Raw genomic sequence first — 15,736 nt, 5'->3', positions numbered from 1 at the left:
ATGAGTCCCCTTGGTGCTGCCGTGTCGCCGGTCGGGATGAGGTTGGTCATGAATAGCCATGCGCTCAGGTCGGCACTGGTCTGGGCGGCGGCGGTGCTGGTGGTGGCCGGCTGCACGACATTCGTCGACGGGCGCGCGCTGTCGATGCTCAACGACCCGTTCCTGGTGGGCGGGCTGCCCGCGACCAACGGGCCCAGCGGGATCCGCTCGAACGCACCCAGCCCCACCGGCAAGGTGCTCAACACCGACAACGGCCCCATCGACAGGTTGGCGTTGCTCTCGGTCAACGACATCGAGGACTACTGGCAGTCGGCGTACAGCCGATCGCTCAAGGGCACCTTCGCTCCCGTCAGCAAGATGGTGTCCTACGACTCCAACGACCCGAGCAGCCCGATCGTGTGCCACAACGACACCTACAAGCTCGTCAACGCCTTCTACACGTCGCGCTGCAACCTGATCGCCTGGGACCGCGGCGTGTTCATGCCCGTCGCGCAAAAGTACTTCGGCGACATGTCCGTTACCGGCGTGCTCGCCCACGAATTCGGGCACGCGTTGCAGCAGATGGCGAAGCTGGTGACCAGACGGGACCCGACCATCGTCCACGAACAGCAGGCCGACTGCTTCGCCGGCGTCTATCTGTTCTGGGTCGCCGACGGCAAATCGCCGCGCTTCACGCTGAGCACCGCCGACGGCCTCGACCACGTGCTGGCCGGAATCATCACCACGCGTGACCCGGTGATGGACAGCGAGGCCGAAAACGACGACGCACACGGCTCGGCCCTGGACCGGATCAGCGCCTTCCAAATGGGTTTCCTCACCGGCGCCTCGGCGTGCGCGGCGATCGACCGCAGGGAGATCGAGCAGCGCCGCGGCGATCTGCCGAACGCCCTGCGGGTCGACTTCAGCACCGGAACGCCGGAGACCGGCGAGGTCCCGATCAACCAGGACACCCTGTCGACCCTGATGGAACTGCTGGGCAAGATCTTCGCCCCGGCCAATCCGCCGGTGCTGTCCTACCAGCCCGCCAATTGCCCGGACGCCAAACCCACCCCACCGGCGTCCTACTGTCCGGGCACCAACACCATCGCGGTCGACCTGCCCAAGCTTGCCGTCATGGGCAGGGTCGCCGACGAGAGCGAACAGTCCCTGCCGCAAGGCGACGACACGGCCCTGTCCCTCGTGATGTCGAGATACGCACTGGCGGTGCAGCATGAACGCGGCCTGCCGATGCAGAGCCCGTGGACCGCGCTGCGCACCGCATGCCTGACCGGCGTGGTGCACCGCAAGATGGCCGAACCCATCGAGCTGCCCTCGCACAACCAATTGCAGCTCACCGCCGGCGATCTCGACGAAGCGGTCGCCGGGCTGCTCACCAATCACCTGGTGGCCAGCGACGCGGACGGCACCAGCGTCCCCGCCGGCTTCACCCGCATCGCCGCGTTCCGTGGCGGCGTGACCGGCAACGCGGACGCGTGTTATTCCCGTTATCCGGGATAACGAAAGACCCCGCGGATCAGCCTATTTCGGCCAGCCGGGGAATCACCTCGTCACCCAGGCGGCGGACGAACCCGACCGGGTCCGGGTTGCCCGGCAGCGGGCCGACATTGATCATGTCCACACCGAGCCTGGCGTAGCGTTCCACGGTCTTCAGGTACTCGTCGATGTTCTCGAACGGGTCCGTCGTCGCGAGACCGCCGGACGTCTTACGAATGTCGGCGGGGTTCCTGCCCACCGCGTCGCAGTGCCGGTGCAACACGTCGATTTTGTGCTCGAGCTCCTCGACGTCATTCGACATGCTGTTCCAGATGTTGGCATACTGCGCGACCAGGCGCAGCGTCTTCTTCTCGCCATCCCCGCCGATCAGGATCGGGGGACGCCGAATCGGTTGCGGCACACAGATCGTCTCGGCCAGCCGATAGTGCGCGCCTTCATACGGGCCGTCGTCGTCACTCCACATCTGCCGGCAGATCTGCAACGTCTCCTCGAGCATTTCGAAGCGCGCGCTCAGCGGCGGATACGGAATGCCCAGCGCGGTGTGCTCGCGCTCGTACCAGGCCGCACCCAGCCCCAGCATCGATCGGCCCTGCGACAACACGTCCAGGGTGGTGACCGTTTTGGCCAACACGCCCGGGTGGCGGTAGGTGACCCCGGTGACCAGCAGGGTCAGGTCGATCGTGGCGGTCTGGGCGGCCAAGAACCCCAGCGACGTGTAGCCCTCGAGGAACGGGTCCTGCGCTGGGCCAAGCTCTTCCATCTGGAAGAAGTGATCGGCCAGGGTGAACAACGTGGCGCCGCCCTGCTCGGCGGCCTTGGCCGCGTCGGCCAGCGTCGGGCCCAGTCGCGCCGGGTCTCCGGGTAGAAAGTCGATGAAATGCAATCCCAATTCCATTGCGATGACGCCCCTTTCTCAGTGTTCGGTCAAGCGCTCGAGTAGCGACAGCGCGTCGACGATGACGCGCCGCTCCGCCTCGGTGTAGCGCTCCTGGATGGTCCGGGCCAGCCATTCCTCCCGGGCCCGACGGTCGCTCTCGGCGCGCTTTCTCCCCGCCGGGGTCAGCGAGACCACCTGTCGCCGACCATCATTCGGGTCCGGGGAGCGTTCGATGAGCCCCCGCTGCCCCAATCCGGCCAGGATGGTGGCCATCGACTGGGGACGCACCTGTTCCGCGCCGGCCAATGCGCTGGCCGACGACGGCCCCTCCTTCCAAAGCCGCGTGAGCACCGCCGTCTGCGACGGTGTCAAACCGTCGACCGCGATGTCCTTCAACCGGCGCCGCAGCCTGCTGAACACCACCCGGATATCGCGTGCCGCCGCTGCCGCGGAGTCGCTGATGCCATCCACGGCACCACTCTAAATTAGACAGCCAAAACTGTCCAGTTCGGACTGTCTATTCCCGTCCGAGCAGCTGTAGCGCGGCATCCACGGCCAGGGCCGGGACGTTCAGCGTCTTGGACCGCAGATCGTGTCGGGCGCTGGCGATCTCGACGACGGCGGTCGTTCCGCCGATCAGCGCGGCCGCGGTGCGCAGCTCGTCGGGCGTGCCGAAGGGATCCGAGGTTCCGTGGGTGAACACCGTCGGCACCGTGATGTCGGGCAGATGCTCGGTGCGCAGGCGCTCCGGCTTGCCCGGCGGGTGCAGCGGGTAGGAGAACAGCGTCAGCACGTCCACCGGGGCCTCGCCGGCGGCAACCACCATGGATGTCTGCCGGCCGCCGTAGGAATGCCCGCCGGCGATCAGCGGCCCGGGGGCGAGGTCGCGGCACACCGTGATCGCCTCGACGATGCCGGCGCGATCGGTGGCGGCCGACCCGGATGGCGGCCCGGTGGGGCGCCGGCGGCGGTAGGGCAGGTTATAGCGCACCGCCAGCCAGCCCCGTTGGGCCCATTCGTCGCAAACCTGTTGCAGCAGTGGAGAATCCCGATTGCCACCGGCGCCGTGGGTCAGAACCACGACCCCTTCTGGGCGACTTGCATCGTCCGGTTCGTGCACGATGCCCGCGATCTGATCGAGGGGGCGAGCCATCATGACAGCCTAAACAGCGGCGAGACGGGGCCGTGGCCGTGGCCCAGGGGATAGGAGGCACGCAGAGATTCAGTGACCCACCGCTTCCCGAAACCGACCGCTTCCGGCACGGTGAGGCCGTGCGCGAGTGCGCAAGCCGCCGCGCTGGCGAGGGTGTCCCCGCCGCCGTGGTCGTTGCCGGTCGCGATCCGCTCCGCGTCGAACTCGTGGTAGGAGGTGCCGTCATAGAGCAGGTCACAGCTGTGGTCCGACGAGCGCAGGTGGCCGCCCTTGACCAACACCCACTGCGGGCCGAGCGCATGCAGGGCCTTGGCCGCCGCCCGCTGCGACGCCGGGTCCACGACGTCGATGTCCACCAGTAGCCTTACTTCGTCAAGGTTCGGCGTCACCAGCGTGGCCAACGGAAACAATTGATTCCGAAGCGAATCCAGGGCCGCCGGCGCCATGAGCGCGTCGCCGTGCATGGAGGCCGCCACCGGGTCGACGACGAGCGGGACGGTCAGTCCGAGCCGGCGCCACGTGGTGGCGACGGTGTCGATGATGCGTGGCGACGCGAGCATCCCGGTCTTGGCGGCCTGGATGCCGATGTCGCCGACCACGGCCTCGATCTGGCCGGCGACGACGTCGTCGGGAATCTCGTGAAAGCTCTTGACTCCCACGGTGTTCTGCACGGTCACCGCGGTCACGGCGACGCAAGCATGCACACCCAACAGCGCCATGGTGCGCATATCGGCTTGGATGCCCGCGCCGCCCCCGGAGTCCGACCCGGCGATCGACAACACCCGCAGGGGCGTCGTGCCCGGCGGCGGAACCGGAAGGAACGTCACTGCGCCAGATGGTGGCGCGCCGCGGCCGCCCTTGCGGTCACTGCTGTGCCAGCGGCAGATACACCCGGTTGCCGTGCTCGGCGAACTCGCGAGACTTCTCCGCCATGCCCTCGGACATGACCGCCTCGATCGCTTCCTCGCTGTCCAGGCCGTGTTCCGCCGCGTACGCCCGCACATCTGCGGTGATGCGCATCGAGCAGAACTTCGGCCCGCACATCGAGCAGAAGTGCGCGGTCTTGGCGGGTTCGGCGGGCAGCGTCTCGTCGTGGTACTCCCGCGCGGTGTCGGGATCCAGCGACAGGGCGAACTGGTCGTTCCAGCGAAACTCGAAGCGCGCCTGGCTCAATGCGTTGTCGCGCTCCTGGGCGTGCGGATGCCCCTTGGCCAGGTCGCCGGCGTGGGCGGCGATCTTGTAGGCAATCACCCCATCCTTGACGTCCTTGCGGTCCGGCAGCCCCAGGTGCTCCTTGGGCGTCACATAGCACAGCATCGCGGTGCCGGCCTGGGCGATGATCGCCGCGCCGATCGCCGAGGTGATGTGGTCATACGCCGGGGCGATATCGGTGGCCAGCGGGCCCAGCGTGTAGAACGGGGCCTCCTCGCACCACTCCTCTTCCAGCCGCACGTTCTCGACGATCTTGTGCATCGGGACGTGGCCCGGGCCCTCGATCATCACCTGCACGCCATGGGATTTCGCGATCTTGGTCAGCTCACCGAGGGTGCGCAGCTCGGCGAACTGCGCGGCGTCGTTGGCGTCGGCGATCGAGCCCGGCCGCAGCCCGTCACCGAGGGAGAAGGTGACGTCGTAGCGGGCGAAGATCTCGCACAATTCCTCGAAGTTGGTGTACAGGAACGACTCCCGGTGATGCGCCAGGCACCAGGCGGCCATGATCGAGCCACCGCGCGACACGATGCCGGTGACGCGCTTGGCGGTCAGCGGCACGTAGCGCAGCAGCACACCGGCGTGCACCGTCATGTAGTCCACGCCCTGCTCGCACTGCTCGATCACGGTGTCGCGGTAGATCTCCCACGTCAGCTCGGTCGGATCCCCCTTGACCTTTTCCAGCGCCTGGTAGATCGGCACGGTCCCCACCGGCACCGGCGAGTTGCGCATGATCCACTCGCGGGTTTCGTGGATGTTCTTGCCGGTGGACAAGTCCATGATGGTGTCCGCGCCCCACCGGGTGGCCCACACCATCTTGTCGACCTCCTCGGCGATCGAGGACGTCACCGCCGAGTTGCCGATGTTCGCGTTGACCTTGGTCGCAAACGCCTTGCCGATGATCATCGGCTCGATCTCGGGGTGGTTGTGATTGGCCGGGATCACCGCGCGCCCCCGGGCGACCTCGTCGCGCACCAGCTCGGCGGGCATGCCCTCGCGCGCGGCGATGAACGCCATCTCCGCGGTGATCTCGCCCGCGCGGGCGCGCTGCAACTGAGTGCCGCGGTCGCGAACCACACCCGGCCGCGCCGGCAGCCCGGCCGCCAGGTCGATCGTCGCGTCCGGATCGGTGTAGGGGCCCGAAGTGTCATAGAGATCGAAGTGATCGCCATTGGACAGGTCCACCCGGCGGAACGGAACCCGCCCGCCGGCGACATCGCGATAGATCTTGTGGCTGCCCGCAATCGGGCCGGTGGTCACGGAGGGTGCAGCGGTTCCCGATAGGGTCTCGGTCATTTTTCATCTCCCTACGCCGGCATTACCCGGTCAGGTTCGTACGGTCGACGGCCCCGAGCCGTCCTCTCAGCGCACTCGGCATGCGCTCCCGCGTTGATGGATGGGTCCGCACGCGACGTTACCCCCACCCCGGAACACATGGCAGGGCGACGGCCCATCTTCCGGGGCGGTAGCCGAGGACGTCCCCCGAGTGGAAAGATGCAAACGTGCAAGCTGGCGACCCATCCACGAACGGCGATGACGCGCGATCCCGTGGGCCGTCCGAATACCTGAACATCGGCACCTTCCGCTTCTGGTTCGGGGGACAACGCTGGGAATGGTCCGACGAGGTCGCCAGGATGCACGGCTACGAACCCAACGACGTGGAGCCGACGACCCAACTGCTGTTGTCGCACAAGCATCCCGACGACCGCGCGCACGTCCAGGAGTTGCTGGACTACGCGCTGCAGTCGGAGGGCTCGTTCTCGAGCCGGCACCGATTCCTCGACACCGCGGGCACGGTGCACGACGCGATCGTCGTCGCTGACCGCATGCTGGACGAGTCGGGCGCCGTGCTGGGCACCGAGGGCTATTACATCGACCTCACCGACACCCTGGACGAGACCCGCCAGGAGGTGCTCGACGAGGCGCTGCCGGATCTCGTCGAGAGCCGCGCGGCCATCGAACAGGCCAAGGGCGTGCTGATGTCCGTCTACCGGGTCAGCGCACAACAGGCCTTCCGCGTGCTGCAGTGGCGCTCGCAGGAGACCAACGTGAAACTGCGTGCGCTGGCCAAGCAGCTGCTCGACGAAATGGCCGGCCTGCCGGCGCCGTCGACCGCCGTGCAAAGCCAGTTCGACCATTTGCTGCTGACCGTGCACGAACGGATTTCGCCCAGGCCCGCCGACTAGGATCTCGACGTCGGCTGTGGCGACAGGTCCGACGCTGCCGGCGCGTTACGAGGTCAGACCTCCTCCATCGCCTCGCCGAGTTCCTCGAGAAGCTTGTTGTGGTGGTTGCTCGCCAGCAGGTGTCCGGCGGCGATCACGACGGCCACCGGCCAGTCGATGAGTTCGAACGCCGCCAGGGCGGCCAACCCCCCGAAGTAGGCCAACTGCTCGGGCCGGGGAATCTGCACCTGGCCGATCGCCGGCAGGTTCACCACAAACGTTTCGCCCTCGCGGATCTTCTCCACCGCATCGCGCTGGGACGTCTGGCGCCGCGACTTCTTTTCCGCCATCATTTGCCTTTCGGTAACGAAGGGTTTCCCGCCTCGCTGGGTCACGCGTACAACGTCGGACCTATGTCGACGATGACAGGCACCGGGGGCGATCCGCTAGTTTCGTCGATTGCTTCGGTGCTCAGGGTGCCGTTACTGGAACTCTATGCGCTGTTGTGGCGCGCCGGGGTGGTCGAGATTCGGAACTCGGAGCGGGAGGCTCGGCGGGATCCGGCGGCGGCTCCGGGTTTGATTTGTCCCGACCCGTCAGCGCACGTGACAGCACGCCGGTCGCGACCGTCGCCGCCGCGGCGGCGCCCAGGCCCTGGGCCCAGCCGAACGGTCCGAGTGGCGTACAGCCGAGCAGCTGGCTGACGCCTGGCGTGCTGATCAGGACCCCCACCAGGCCGAGTGAACCCAGCGCGGTGAGCACCACCAGCGGGGCCTGAGACTCCACCAGCGTCTGGCCCAGTTCGGTCCCCACCAGCGCGACCAGCGCGACGGTCGAGGCGCGTTGCGGACTACTCAGCGGGCCGGACAGGCCCGCCATCGCCCACGCCGCCGTCGTCGCCGCCGCCGTGGTGACGCCGCGGATGGTGACCGCCTGCCACAGCGCGGCCTGATCCGCGCCGCGCAGCCGCGGGTCGATCGGGCCGCTGGGCTTGCTGACCGCGAGCGCGGCGGCCGGCAGGGCGTCGGTCATCGTGTTGACCAGCAGCAGCTGGCGCGTGTTCAGGGGCGACGTGCCGGTGATCGCGCTGCCGATGATCGCGAAGATCACCTCGCCGGCGTTGCCGCCGAGCAGCACCGACACCGCCGACTGCACCCGCCGCCACAGCTGGTGTCCTTCCCGGATGGCCTCCATGAGCGCGTCGATCCTGCCGTCGACCAGCACCACGTCGGCCACCAGGTGCGCCGGGTCGCTGCCATGGGCGACCACGCCGATGCCGACCGTGGCGGACCGGATGGCGGCGGCGTCGTTGGCGCCGTCGCCCACCATCGCCGTCCGCACGTCCGCGTTCTCCAGCGCCTGGACAACCTGGACCTTGTTCTCCGGTGTCATGCGGGCGAAGATCACCCGCTCCGCCGCGACGCGCTCCTGGTCCTTGCGCGACAAGGCCTCCCATTCGGCGCCGCTGATCACCTGATCGGCGGTCACGTTGAGCCCCAGCTCGGCGGCGATGGCCTTGGCGGTGATCGGATGGTCACCGGTGATCAGCTTCACGCCCACCCCGAGGCCGCCGAGGTCGGCGAGCAATTTCGCGGCCTCGGCGCGCGGGGTGTCGGACAGGCCGAGGAAGCCGGTCAACGTCAACCCGCTGGTGCAGTACTCGGCGATGTCATCGGGGTTTTCCGCTATCGCCCGGGCCTGTTGGGCGGTCAGCTCGCGGCGCGCCACCGCGATGACGCGCAGGCCGCCGGCGGCGAGTTCGGCGACCGTGCCTTCCATCGCGCCGGTGTCCCCGCTGGCGGCCAGGACCACTTCGGGCGCGCCCTTGACGGTCAGCTCGGTGCCGGTCACCGAGGCGGAGAAGGACCTGCCGGAGCGGAACGGCAGGTGCGCGGTCGGCGGTGCGGACGCCGAGCCGTCAACGGCCGAACCGGCCTCGACGATGGCGACATCGGTGGCGTGCACCTGGGTGCCGCCGTTGGTCACCGGCGCGGCGTGCACGGCGCAGCGCAGCACCTCCTCGCGCGAGTACCCGGGCGCGGGATGGACCTGCGAGACGCGCAGGCGGTTTTCGCTGAGCGTCCCGGTCTTGTCGAAGCACACCACCTCGATGCGGCCGAGCGCCTCCACCGAGCGCGGAACCCGCACCAGCGCACCGAACTTCGTGAGCCGTCGCGCCGACGACGCCTGGGCCAGCGTGGCCACCAGCGGCATTCCCTCGGGGACGGCGGCGACCGCGATGGCGATGGCGCTGCCGACCGCGTGCTGCAGGGGGAGGCGGCGCAACAGCCCGAGCGCGCCGACCAGCGCGCCGCCGGTGATGCTCACCGGAAGCGCCTTGGTGGTCAGCTGGCCGAGCTGGTGCTGCAGACCGATGTCGGAGGACAGCTCGCCGGAGATGAGGTCGGCGGCGCGGCGCTGCTGGGTGTCGGGCCCGACCGCGGTCACCAGGGCCAGGGCGGTACCGGCCACCACGGTGGTCCCGGCGAACACCATGCAGCGACGCTCGGCGAGCGGCGCGCCGGGCGTCGCCTCGACCTGCTTCTCGACCGACAGCGATTCGCCCGTGAGCGCCGATTCGTCGACCTCGACGTCGACCTCTTCGATGACGCGGGCGTCGGCGGGCACCACCTCGTGCGTGCGCACCTCGATGACGTCGCCCGGCCGCAGTTGCGCGGCGTCGACGAGCGTGTACGTGCGCGCGCCGTCCGGGCCGCCGATGACCTTCCGGGCGGGCGGAGTCTGTTGGGCCAGTAGATAACTCAACCGCTTCTCGGCGCGCAGCCGCTGCGCGGCGGCCAGGATCGAGTTGCCGGTGAGCACGGTGCCGACCAACATCGCGTCGACGGGCGAACCGAGCACGGCGCTGGCGGCCGAGCCGAGCGCCATCACCGGGGTCAGCGGGTCGGACAATTCGGCGCGCACCGCCTTGGCGAGCTGCCACACCGCCTGCGCGGGCGTCTCCGCCAGCCGCAGGGCCGCGGGGGTGCCTCGCTCCGTCGGGACGGGCGCCGCGGAATCCTGCTCGGGCAACGCCTTACGGACCTGCTCGACCGACATCGCGTGCCATTCGTGCGTGGCCGCCGGGCGTGGGGTGTCCGCGCCCAGGACCCCGCGGGCGAGCAGGTATCCCGAGAGCAGACCGGCCGCCGCGCCGACGTTCACCGTTTCGGATCCGAGGTTGCCCCGCACGCCCGGGATCATGAACAGCGACCCCATCGCGGTGGCACCGGCCGAAATCCCGATGCCGCGCTGGGTCGCCGCGGCGGCCGCGGGCAGCGCGTGCAGCACCCGCCAGGCGGCCTGAAGGTCCGGCAACAGCAGGTCAGCGTTCCACAGCGGGGCACCCACGCCGTCCTGCGGCAACACGCCGAGCGCCAGATGCGCCGACGAAATGGCTTGTGCGGCAGTCGACGACAGCACGGCCACGGTGCGGCCGGCCTCCTGCAGGTCGTCCACCGCGGCGGCCAGCGCGTCGTCGATGGACTTGTCGGTCCCGCTCTTCAGCGGCCGGACCTCGTCGAACGCCGGCCGCAACTCGTCGAGCGACTCGTGGTCGACCGTCACCAGTTGCGCCCCGGCGCGGTTGGCCTCGCCGACGACGGCGGAGGCCAGCGGATCGTGGGCCGGCAGGAACAGCGCCTTGACCTGTGCACCGGACCGGCCGCTCGATATGCCGGGCACCTTGCGCCAGCCGGCGCGCAGGCCGCTGTTCTCCAGCATGAGCTGGGCGCGATTCCAGGCCGCGGGTAGCTCGCTGTCGTCCGCGCCGCGGATGCGGGACACCCGCAACGTGTCGGTACACAACACGCGGGGGTCGATGACGATGGTGTCGACCTTGTTCAGCCGGCGCAGGCTTTCGGGCCGCAACGGCAACACCGAATGTCGCTCGGCCAGGCCGCGGCCCAGCGTCGCGGCGAACGCCTCGGGGGTGGTCCGGTTGGCCTTGGGGGTGGTCACCTGCACCGCGGTGGCGGCCATGTTCAGGTTGCGGGTGCCGGCGCCGATCGCGCCGGCGCTGAGCGCCTGAAGGAGGGCGAAGCGACCGGGCGCGCGCTCCATGCCCCTCGACGGCTGCGGCCGCGGCGAGCGGGGGGACAGCGGTTGGTCGGCGTGGCGCGCCAGCTCGGGCTCATGCTGTTCCCAGGCTCGTGCCTCGGCGCGGCACTCGGCGACCTTCAGCGACTGCATCGTCAGCCCCAGCGACAGCGACGTCGGCGACTGGGAGAGCGTCTGGCTGGTCGCCTGCACCAGCGTCATCACGGTGTCGGTGGCGGGGCCGCCGATGCGGTCTTCGAGCCGACGGCGCAGCCAGGGCTGGTAGTCGAAGAACGTGATGCCCGCGGCGATGGTGACCGGCAGCCGGGGTAGCCGCGTGGCCCGGCCGAAGAGCGCGACACCCAGCCCGGCCGCATTGGCGGCCACGGTGACCGCCCTGGTCGCCAGCACCAGGCCGTCGCCCGGCAGGCTCGCCGACGCCTGGCCGGCATCTTGCGTTGTCGGGCAACGGTTTTCGGCTTCCTCGACGACGCGGCAGAGGTCGCTCAGCGAGGTGTCCGGGTCGTCGAGGTCCACGACCACCCGGGACAGGGGACGATTCAGCTTTGCTGACGCCACGCCGGGATGGGCCAGGATCGCCTCGAGCACGGTCGGACCGAGTGGGCCGTCGGCCGCGTCCGCCAGCCCGCGTACCTCGATCCACGCGCGGCCGTTGCCACGCCAGCAATGCCGGCGCAACGTGGCGCGGGAGAGTTCGCCGGACAGCGCCTTGGCCCCCTCGCGCAGGGGGATCGTCGCGACGTCGATACCGGTTTCGATCCCGGCTCGCGCCAGCTCGGTTGTCGCCTGTAGGCCCGCAGAAATCAGTCGCGACGGCAGCGACCGTCGCAGAGACGTTGTGATACTCAAGGGTTCAGTAAGGATTCCGTGTCAGTTGGTGCTGCGCAGCGCGGCGCTGCCGGCGCGGCGGCCGGTGGCCTTCTTGGCCGGTTTACTGGCGGCCGCCCGCTTGGTGGGGGCCTTTTGCGGCGGCGATTTGCGCGTCTGGGGCTCGGGTTCGGGCTTGGTCGGCACCGTCGTCAGCTTTGCCCTGGACGGCGGGGCCGACTCCTTCTGCTGGCGGGCGATCCGCTGCAACACCAGCGCCCCGCCGCCGACCGCGAGCAGCACCGGCCACTCGATCAGGCCGATGGCGCCGAGCGCTCCCAGGCCCACCGCGGCGGCCGTCGTCGATTTGCTGCCCTTGCTGATGCCCTGCTGAATGCCGTCCGCGGCGCCCTTGATGCCGCCGACGACACCGTTCACCGCCGCTCCGCCGACCGCGCCGGCAGTGGAGGTGGTGACCGATGCCGCACGATTCAGTGTTCGCCCCACGCTGCGAACCGCTCCGTCGACGACACCCATGTTGACTCCCTGGCCCAATTTCGTATTCATGCAATTCGCGTTCGCTGTTTTCATGTATACCGTGGATCGCACAGTTGAGGGGATCTACGGAATTGCGCTGCCAGTTAGCCTACGCCGGGTCGCGGCGTCAGTCGACGCGCAGATCGACGAGCACGGGCGCGTGATCGCTGGCGGCCTTGCCTTTGCGTTCCTCGCGGTCGATCCGCGCGTCGGTCACGCGACTCGCCAATGCCGGTGAGCCCAGGATGAAGTCGATGCGCATGCCCTGCCGCTTCGGGAACCGCAGCCGGGTGTAGTCCCAGTACGTGTAGACGCCGGGCCCCGGCGCGAAAGGCCGTACCAGGTCGGTGAATTGCGCCTCGACGATCGCGTTGAACGCGCGGCGCTCCGGTGCGGAGACGTGCGTGGCGCCGGCATAGAACTCCATGCTCCACACGTCGTCGTCCTGCGGAGCGATATTCCAGTCGCCGGCCAGCGCGATCGCGGCGCCGGGGTCGTCGCGCAACCATCCTTCCGCCGAATCACGCAGCGCGGCAAGCCAATCGAGCTTGTACGCGTAGTGCGGGTCGCCCAGCGCGCGGCCGTTGGGAACGTAGAGGCTCCACAACCGCACGCCGCCGCAGGTGGCGGCCAGTGCGCGGGCCTCCGCGACGGCGGCGACCTCCGGCTTGCCGCTCCAGGTCGGCTGGCCGTCGAATCCGATCTGCACGTCCTCGAGGCCGACGCGGGACGCGATCGCCACGCCGTTCCACTGGTTGAAACCGACGTGGGCGACCTCGTAGCCGAGTTCGAAGAACGGCAGGGTCGGGAACTGGCTGTCGGAACACTTGGTCTCCTGCATGGCCAGCACGTCGACGTCCGTGCGGGCCAGCCAGTCGAGGACGCGCGGCAGCCGGGAGCGGATCGAATTGACGTTCCAGGTGGCGAGCCGCATTTCAGGCGCCCTGCCGGACCGGGAAGTAGCGGCGGTGGTGGTGCAGCCGGAAGCCCAGCCACCCGGTGTCGGCCTCGGCGTCGGGGACGGCGACGTAGCCGCGCGCCGCGCCGCGACCGGCGCCCCACGCCAACAACGCTTCGCACAAGGCCGTCGCGGCCCGGTCGTCGCCGCGGATCGCCGACAGCCCGACCCAGCGCGCGCCGTCGGGGGCGTCGGTCACCGCGGCACGCGCGACCGCCGCGCCGCCCAGTGTCCCGAACATGAGCTCGCCGTTGCCCACCGCGGTGAGCACGTCGACGTCGACCTCGGGCCCGAAAATCGACAGCCAGGCATCGTCGGGGCGCGCCGAGAGGCCGGCGGACGGGTCGGGTTCGCGCGCGGCCGTTTCCGACACGTCGCGCACCAGCACGCTTTCGGGCTGTTCGCCCGTCGAACCGGTCGGCACCGACAACAACCGATCGGGTATCGCCAGCCGCGGTGTCAGGCCGCGGCGCTCGTACCAGTCCACGATCGCCGGTACGGTACCCAGGCGAGCCGAAAGATCCAGCGGCACCGCCGAATTCGCGGGCAGCTCGGTGCCCTTGCCGGTTGGGGAGCCGGCCCGCAGCAGCCAGCCCTCAAGCCAGGCGTGTTCGACGCCGGGCCAGGCCATCGCCGCCGCGTGCTCGAGCGCGCGGATGTCGGAGGTGCGCACCGGGGCGAAGGTCAGCACCCGCAGCATCACCACATCGGCGGGCGAACATTCGACGACCGCGCCCGTTTTGGTCTGCAGCCGCACTACCGGGTCGACCGCCAGCAGGTGTCCCACCGCGTCGGTCAACGGCGGTACCGATCCTTCGGCGAGCCGGTAACGAACCATCACCCGCGTTCCCAGGGCCGGCCACGAGATCATCAGTGACCGAACGGGTCCGGTCCCTCGCCGGGCATCCAGGAGAGGCCGGGGACGCCCCAGTTGTGGGATTTGACGGCGCGTTTCGCGCTGCGGGCATGCCGGCCGACGAGGCGATCCAGATACAGGAAGCCGTCGAGGTGTCCGGTCTCGTGCTGCAGCATGCGGGCGAACAGGTCGTTGCCCTCGAGGGTGACCGGGTTGCCGTCGGCGTCCAGCCCGGTGACCCGCGCCCACTTCGCCCGGCCGGTGGGGAACGACTCGCCGGGGACGGACAGGCAGCCCTCGTCGTCGTTGTCCGGGTCGGGCATGGTCTCGGGTACCTCGGAGGTTTCCAGGACCGGATTGACGACGACGCCGCGCCGGCGCTCGGTGCGCCCGCGTTCGTCGGCGCAGTCGTAGACGAAGACCCGCAAGCCGACCCCGATCTGGTTGGCCGCCAGGCCGACCCCGTGCGCGGCGTCCATGGTGTCGTACAGGTCGGCGATCAACGCCGGCAGCTCGGCGGGCAGCGAACCGTCGGCAGCGACGGGCACCGGTTTCGTCGGGGTATGCAGGACGGGATCTCCCACAATGCGGATCGGAACGACTGCCATGGTCGGCTAAGCTACCGCACGCCCGTGGGCTGCTCAGCCGCCGATCTTCGGGGTGGGCAATTAGGCCAATCGGCCGACTCGCGGGTCTGGATGACGGCTTGAGGGTTTGGGGCGTGTTTCAATATTCGCCGAAACACGCCCTTAGCTAAGTCAAGTCATTCGAGCAGTTCGGAATTCGCCGAAAGGGTCCAGGGGAAGCAATATGGACAGCGCCATGGCGCGGGCAAATCGATCGGGGGACGATTCTGAGGTCGCCGATGGCCTTACCCGCCGCGAACACGACATCCTGGCCTTCGAACGCCAGTGGTGGAAGTTCGCCGGTGTGAAGGAAGACGCCATCAAGGAGTTGTTCTCGATGTCGGCGACGCGGTACTACCAGGTGCTCAACGCGCTCGTTGACCGGCCTGAGGCGCTGGCGGCCGATCCGATGCTGGTGAAACGGCTGCGCCGGCTGCGCGCCAGCAGGCAGAAGGCACGGGCGGCGCGGCGTCTCGGCTTCGAGGTGACCTGACTCGTTACAGTAGGGCTCGATGAAAGAACGAGTTCCCGACTCCACTGGGCTGCCCTTGCGGGCCATGGTGATGGTGCTGTTGTTCCTCGGCGTCATCTTCCTGCTGCTCGGCTGGCAGGCGCTGGGCACCTCCGGGAGCTCTGACGACGATTCGGCGTCGCCGGTACCGAGCGCGACCGCCACCGCGTCGGCCACGTCGACGAGCAACAAGCCGGCCGCCACCCAGGCCGAGGTGCAGGTGTACAACATCTCCACCAAAGAGGGCGTCGCCGCGCGCACCGGAGACCAGCTGACGTCCGCCGGCTTCAAGGTCACCAAGGTCGACAACATGACCGTGCCCGACGTCTCGGCCACCACGGTCTACTACACCGACGCCGACGACGAACACGCCACCGCCGACGCGATCGGCAAGAAGCTGGGCGCCCCCGTCGAACCGCGCATTCCCGCGCTGAGCGGGGAGCCGCCGGGTGTCATCGTCCTCGTCGCGGGCTAGATAAGCGAT

General features: G+C 69.2%; 15 protein-coding genes, 1 pseudogene and 1 riboswitch. Of the genes and pseudogenes, 5 read left to right on the top strand and 11 right to left on the bottom strand.

Translation table 11 applies throughout. The features are described 5' to 3' along the window. The first annotated feature begins 48 nt into the window (after positions 1-48). Positions 49-1,497 carry a peptidase gene (locus P6281_RS23590; RefSeq protein ID WP_008261395.1) on the top strand — a complete coding sequence of 483 codons (1,449 nt, stop codon included), beginning with the start codon at positions 49-51 and terminating at the stop codon, positions 1,495-1,497. Between the two features lie 16 nt (positions 1,498-1,513). Here the strand turns inward: P6281_RS23590 and P6281_RS23585 are convergent, their stop codons facing one another. The 5 genes from P6281_RS23585 to thiC all read right to left on the bottom strand — a co-directional run bounded on the left by P6281_RS23585 (position 1,514) and on the right by thiC (position 6,029). Further along, positions 1,514-2,389: an LLM class F420-dependent oxidoreductase gene (locus tag P6281_RS23585; RefSeq protein WP_008261393.1), complete on the bottom strand. Its 876-nt coding sequence runs from the start codon at positions 2,387-2,389 to the stop codon at positions 1,514-1,516. 18 nt (positions 2,390-2,407) lie between these two features. Further along, on the bottom strand, positions 2,408-2,842 hold the full coding sequence (locus tag P6281_RS23580; RefSeq protein WP_008261391.1) for a MarR family winged helix-turn-helix transcriptional regulator: 435 nt from the start codon (positions 2,840-2,842) through the stop codon (positions 2,408-2,410). Positions 2,843-2,888: 46 nt separating this feature from the next. Continuing rightward, positions 2,889-3,524, bottom strand: coding sequence for an alpha/beta hydrolase family protein (locus P6281_RS23575; protein ID WP_008261389.1), 636 nt, complete (start codon positions 3,522-3,524; stop codon positions 2,889-2,891). Continuing rightward, on the bottom strand, positions 3,524-4,351 hold the full coding sequence (thiD, locus tag P6281_RS23570) for a bifunctional hydroxymethylpyrimidine kinase/phosphomethylpyrimidine kinase (RefSeq protein WP_008261386.1): 828 nt from the start codon (positions 4,349-4,351) through the stop codon (positions 3,524-3,526). Before thiD ends, P6281_RS23575 begins: the two co-directional genes overlap by 1 nt. Positions 4,352-4,388: 37 nt before the next feature. After that, positions 4,389-6,029 (bottom strand): phosphomethylpyrimidine synthase ThiC, encoded by a 1,641-nt coding sequence (gene thiC, locus P6281_RS23565; RefSeq protein WP_008261381.1) that lies wholly within the window; start codon positions 6,027-6,029, stop codon positions 4,389-4,391. After that, positions 6,021-6,131: riboswitch (TPP riboswitch) on the bottom strand. (Overlaps the previous gene by 9 nt.) Positions 6,132-6,235: 104 nt before the next feature. On the opposite strand from thiC, the gene P6281_RS23560 reads away from it, so the two are divergent. Then, positions 6,236-6,919, top strand: coding sequence for a PAS and ANTAR domain-containing protein (locus tag P6281_RS23560; protein ID WP_008261379.1), 684 nt, complete (start codon positions 6,236-6,238; stop codon positions 6,917-6,919). Positions 6,920-6,972: 53 nt separating this feature from the next. Here P6281_RS23560 and P6281_RS23555 read toward each other — a convergent pair whose 3' ends face one another. After that, positions 6,973-7,248 carry a hypothetical protein gene (locus P6281_RS23555; RefSeq protein WP_008261377.1) on the bottom strand — a complete coding sequence of 92 codons (276 nt, stop codon included), beginning with the start codon at positions 7,246-7,248 and terminating at the stop codon, positions 6,973-6,975. Between the two features lie 63 nt (positions 7,249-7,311). On the opposite strand from P6281_RS23555, the pseudogene P6281_RS26200 reads away from it, so the two are divergent. Then, positions 7,312-7,389: pseudogene (locus P6281_RS26200) on the top strand (hypothetical protein); the annotation flags it as partial. On the opposite strand, the gene P6281_RS23550 reads toward P6281_RS26200, so the two are convergent. From P6281_RS23550 to P6281_RS23530, 5 genes are all read right to left on the bottom strand, one after another. After that, on the bottom strand, positions 7,370-11,806 hold the full coding sequence (locus P6281_RS23550) for a cation-translocating P-type ATPase (protein ID WP_008261375.1): 4,437 nt from the start codon (positions 11,804-11,806) through the stop codon (positions 7,370-7,372). The pseudogene P6281_RS26200 and the gene P6281_RS23550 overlap by 20 nt on opposite strands. A gap of 21 nt (positions 11,807-11,827) precedes the next feature. Beyond that, complete coding sequence (locus P6281_RS23545) at positions 11,828-12,301, bottom strand: hypothetical protein (protein ID WP_008261371.1); 474 nt, start codon at positions 12,299-12,301, stop codon at positions 11,828-11,830. A gap of 127 nt (positions 12,302-12,428) precedes the next feature. Next, positions 12,429-13,235: an exodeoxyribonuclease III gene (locus P6281_RS23540; protein ID WP_008261368.1), complete on the bottom strand. Its 807-nt coding sequence runs from the start codon at positions 13,233-13,235 to the stop codon at positions 12,429-12,431. Between the two features lies 1 nt (position 13,236). Continuing rightward, complete coding sequence (locus P6281_RS23535) at positions 13,237-14,130, bottom strand: N-acetylglutamate synthase, CG3035 family (protein ID WP_008261366.1); 894 nt, start codon at positions 14,128-14,130, stop codon at positions 13,237-13,239. Next, positions 14,130-14,723, bottom strand: a complete 594-nt coding sequence (locus P6281_RS23530) for a peptide deformylase (RefSeq protein ID WP_008261364.1) — start codon at positions 14,721-14,723, stop codon at positions 14,130-14,132. The genes P6281_RS23535 and P6281_RS23530 overlap by 1 nt, the downstream gene beginning before the upstream one ends. A gap of 202 nt (positions 14,724-14,925) precedes the next feature. On the opposite strand from P6281_RS23530, the gene P6281_RS23525 reads away from it, so the two are divergent. Together P6281_RS23525 and P6281_RS23520 are read left to right on the top strand one after the other, a co-directional pair. Next, positions 14,926-15,234 carry a DUF3263 domain-containing protein gene (locus P6281_RS23525; RefSeq protein WP_008261362.1) on the top strand — a complete coding sequence of 103 codons (309 nt, stop codon included), beginning with the start codon at positions 14,926-14,928 and terminating at the stop codon, positions 15,232-15,234. 19 nt (positions 15,235-15,253) lie between these two features. Next, positions 15,254-15,727: a LytR C-terminal domain-containing protein gene (locus P6281_RS23520; protein WP_050989397.1), complete on the top strand. Its 474-nt coding sequence runs from the start codon at positions 15,254-15,256 to the stop codon at positions 15,725-15,727. The last annotated feature ends 9 nt before the right edge of the window (positions 15,728-15,736 follow it).

It is taken from the genome of Mycobacterium sp. 5-140-3-2 (assembly GCF_035666375.1).
GTDB lineage: Bacteria > Actinomycetota > Actinomycetes > Mycobacteriales > Mycobacteriaceae > Mycobacterium > Mycobacterium intracellulare.
Note: the sequence above shows the minus strand (reverse complement) of the source record. Positions and strands in the feature narration are given on the sequence as shown.

Excerpts from the sequence above, each read along its gene's own strand:
- P6281_RS23545 (WP_008261371.1), bottom strand. The coding sequence starts at position 12,301 with ATGGGTGTCGTCGACGGAGCGGTTCGCAGCGTGGGGCGAACACTGAAT.
- thiC (WP_008261381.1), bottom strand. The coding sequence starts at position 6,029 with ATGACCGAGACCCTATCGGGAACCGCTGCACCCTCCGTGACCACCGGC.
- P6281_RS23585 (WP_008261393.1), bottom strand. The coding sequence starts at position 2,389 with ATGGAATTGGGATTGCATTTCATCGACTTTCTACCCGGAGACCCGGCG.
- P6281_RS23540 (WP_008261368.1), bottom strand. The coding sequence starts at position 13,235 with ATGCGGCTCGCCACCTGGAACGTCAATTCGATCCGCTCCCGGCTGCCG.
- P6281_RS23520 (WP_050989397.1), top strand. The coding sequence starts at position 15,254 with ATGAAAGAACGAGTTCCCGACTCCACTGGGCTGCCCTTGCGGGCCATG.
- P6281_RS23590 (WP_008261395.1), top strand. The coding sequence starts at position 49 with ATGAATAGCCATGCGCTCAGGTCGGCACTGGTCTGGGCGGCGGCGGTG.
- P6281_RS23575 (WP_008261389.1), bottom strand. The coding sequence starts at position 3,524 with ATGGCTCGCCCCCTCGATCAGATCGCGGGCATCGTGCACGAACCGGAC.
- P6281_RS23535 (WP_008261366.1), bottom strand. The coding sequence starts at position 14,130 with ATGATCTCGTGGCCGGCCCTGGGAACGCGGGTGATGGTTCGTTACCGG.
- P6281_RS23555 (WP_008261377.1), bottom strand. The coding sequence starts at position 7,248 with ATGGCGGAAAAGAAGTCGCGGCGCCAGACGTCCCAGCGCGATGCGGTG.
- P6281_RS23530 (WP_008261364.1), bottom strand. The coding sequence starts at position 14,723 with ATGGCAGTCGTTCCGATCCGCATTGTGGGAGATCCCGTCCTGCATACC.
- P6281_RS23525 (WP_008261362.1), top strand. The coding sequence starts at position 14,926 with ATGGACAGCGCCATGGCGCGGGCAAATCGATCGGGGGACGATTCTGAG.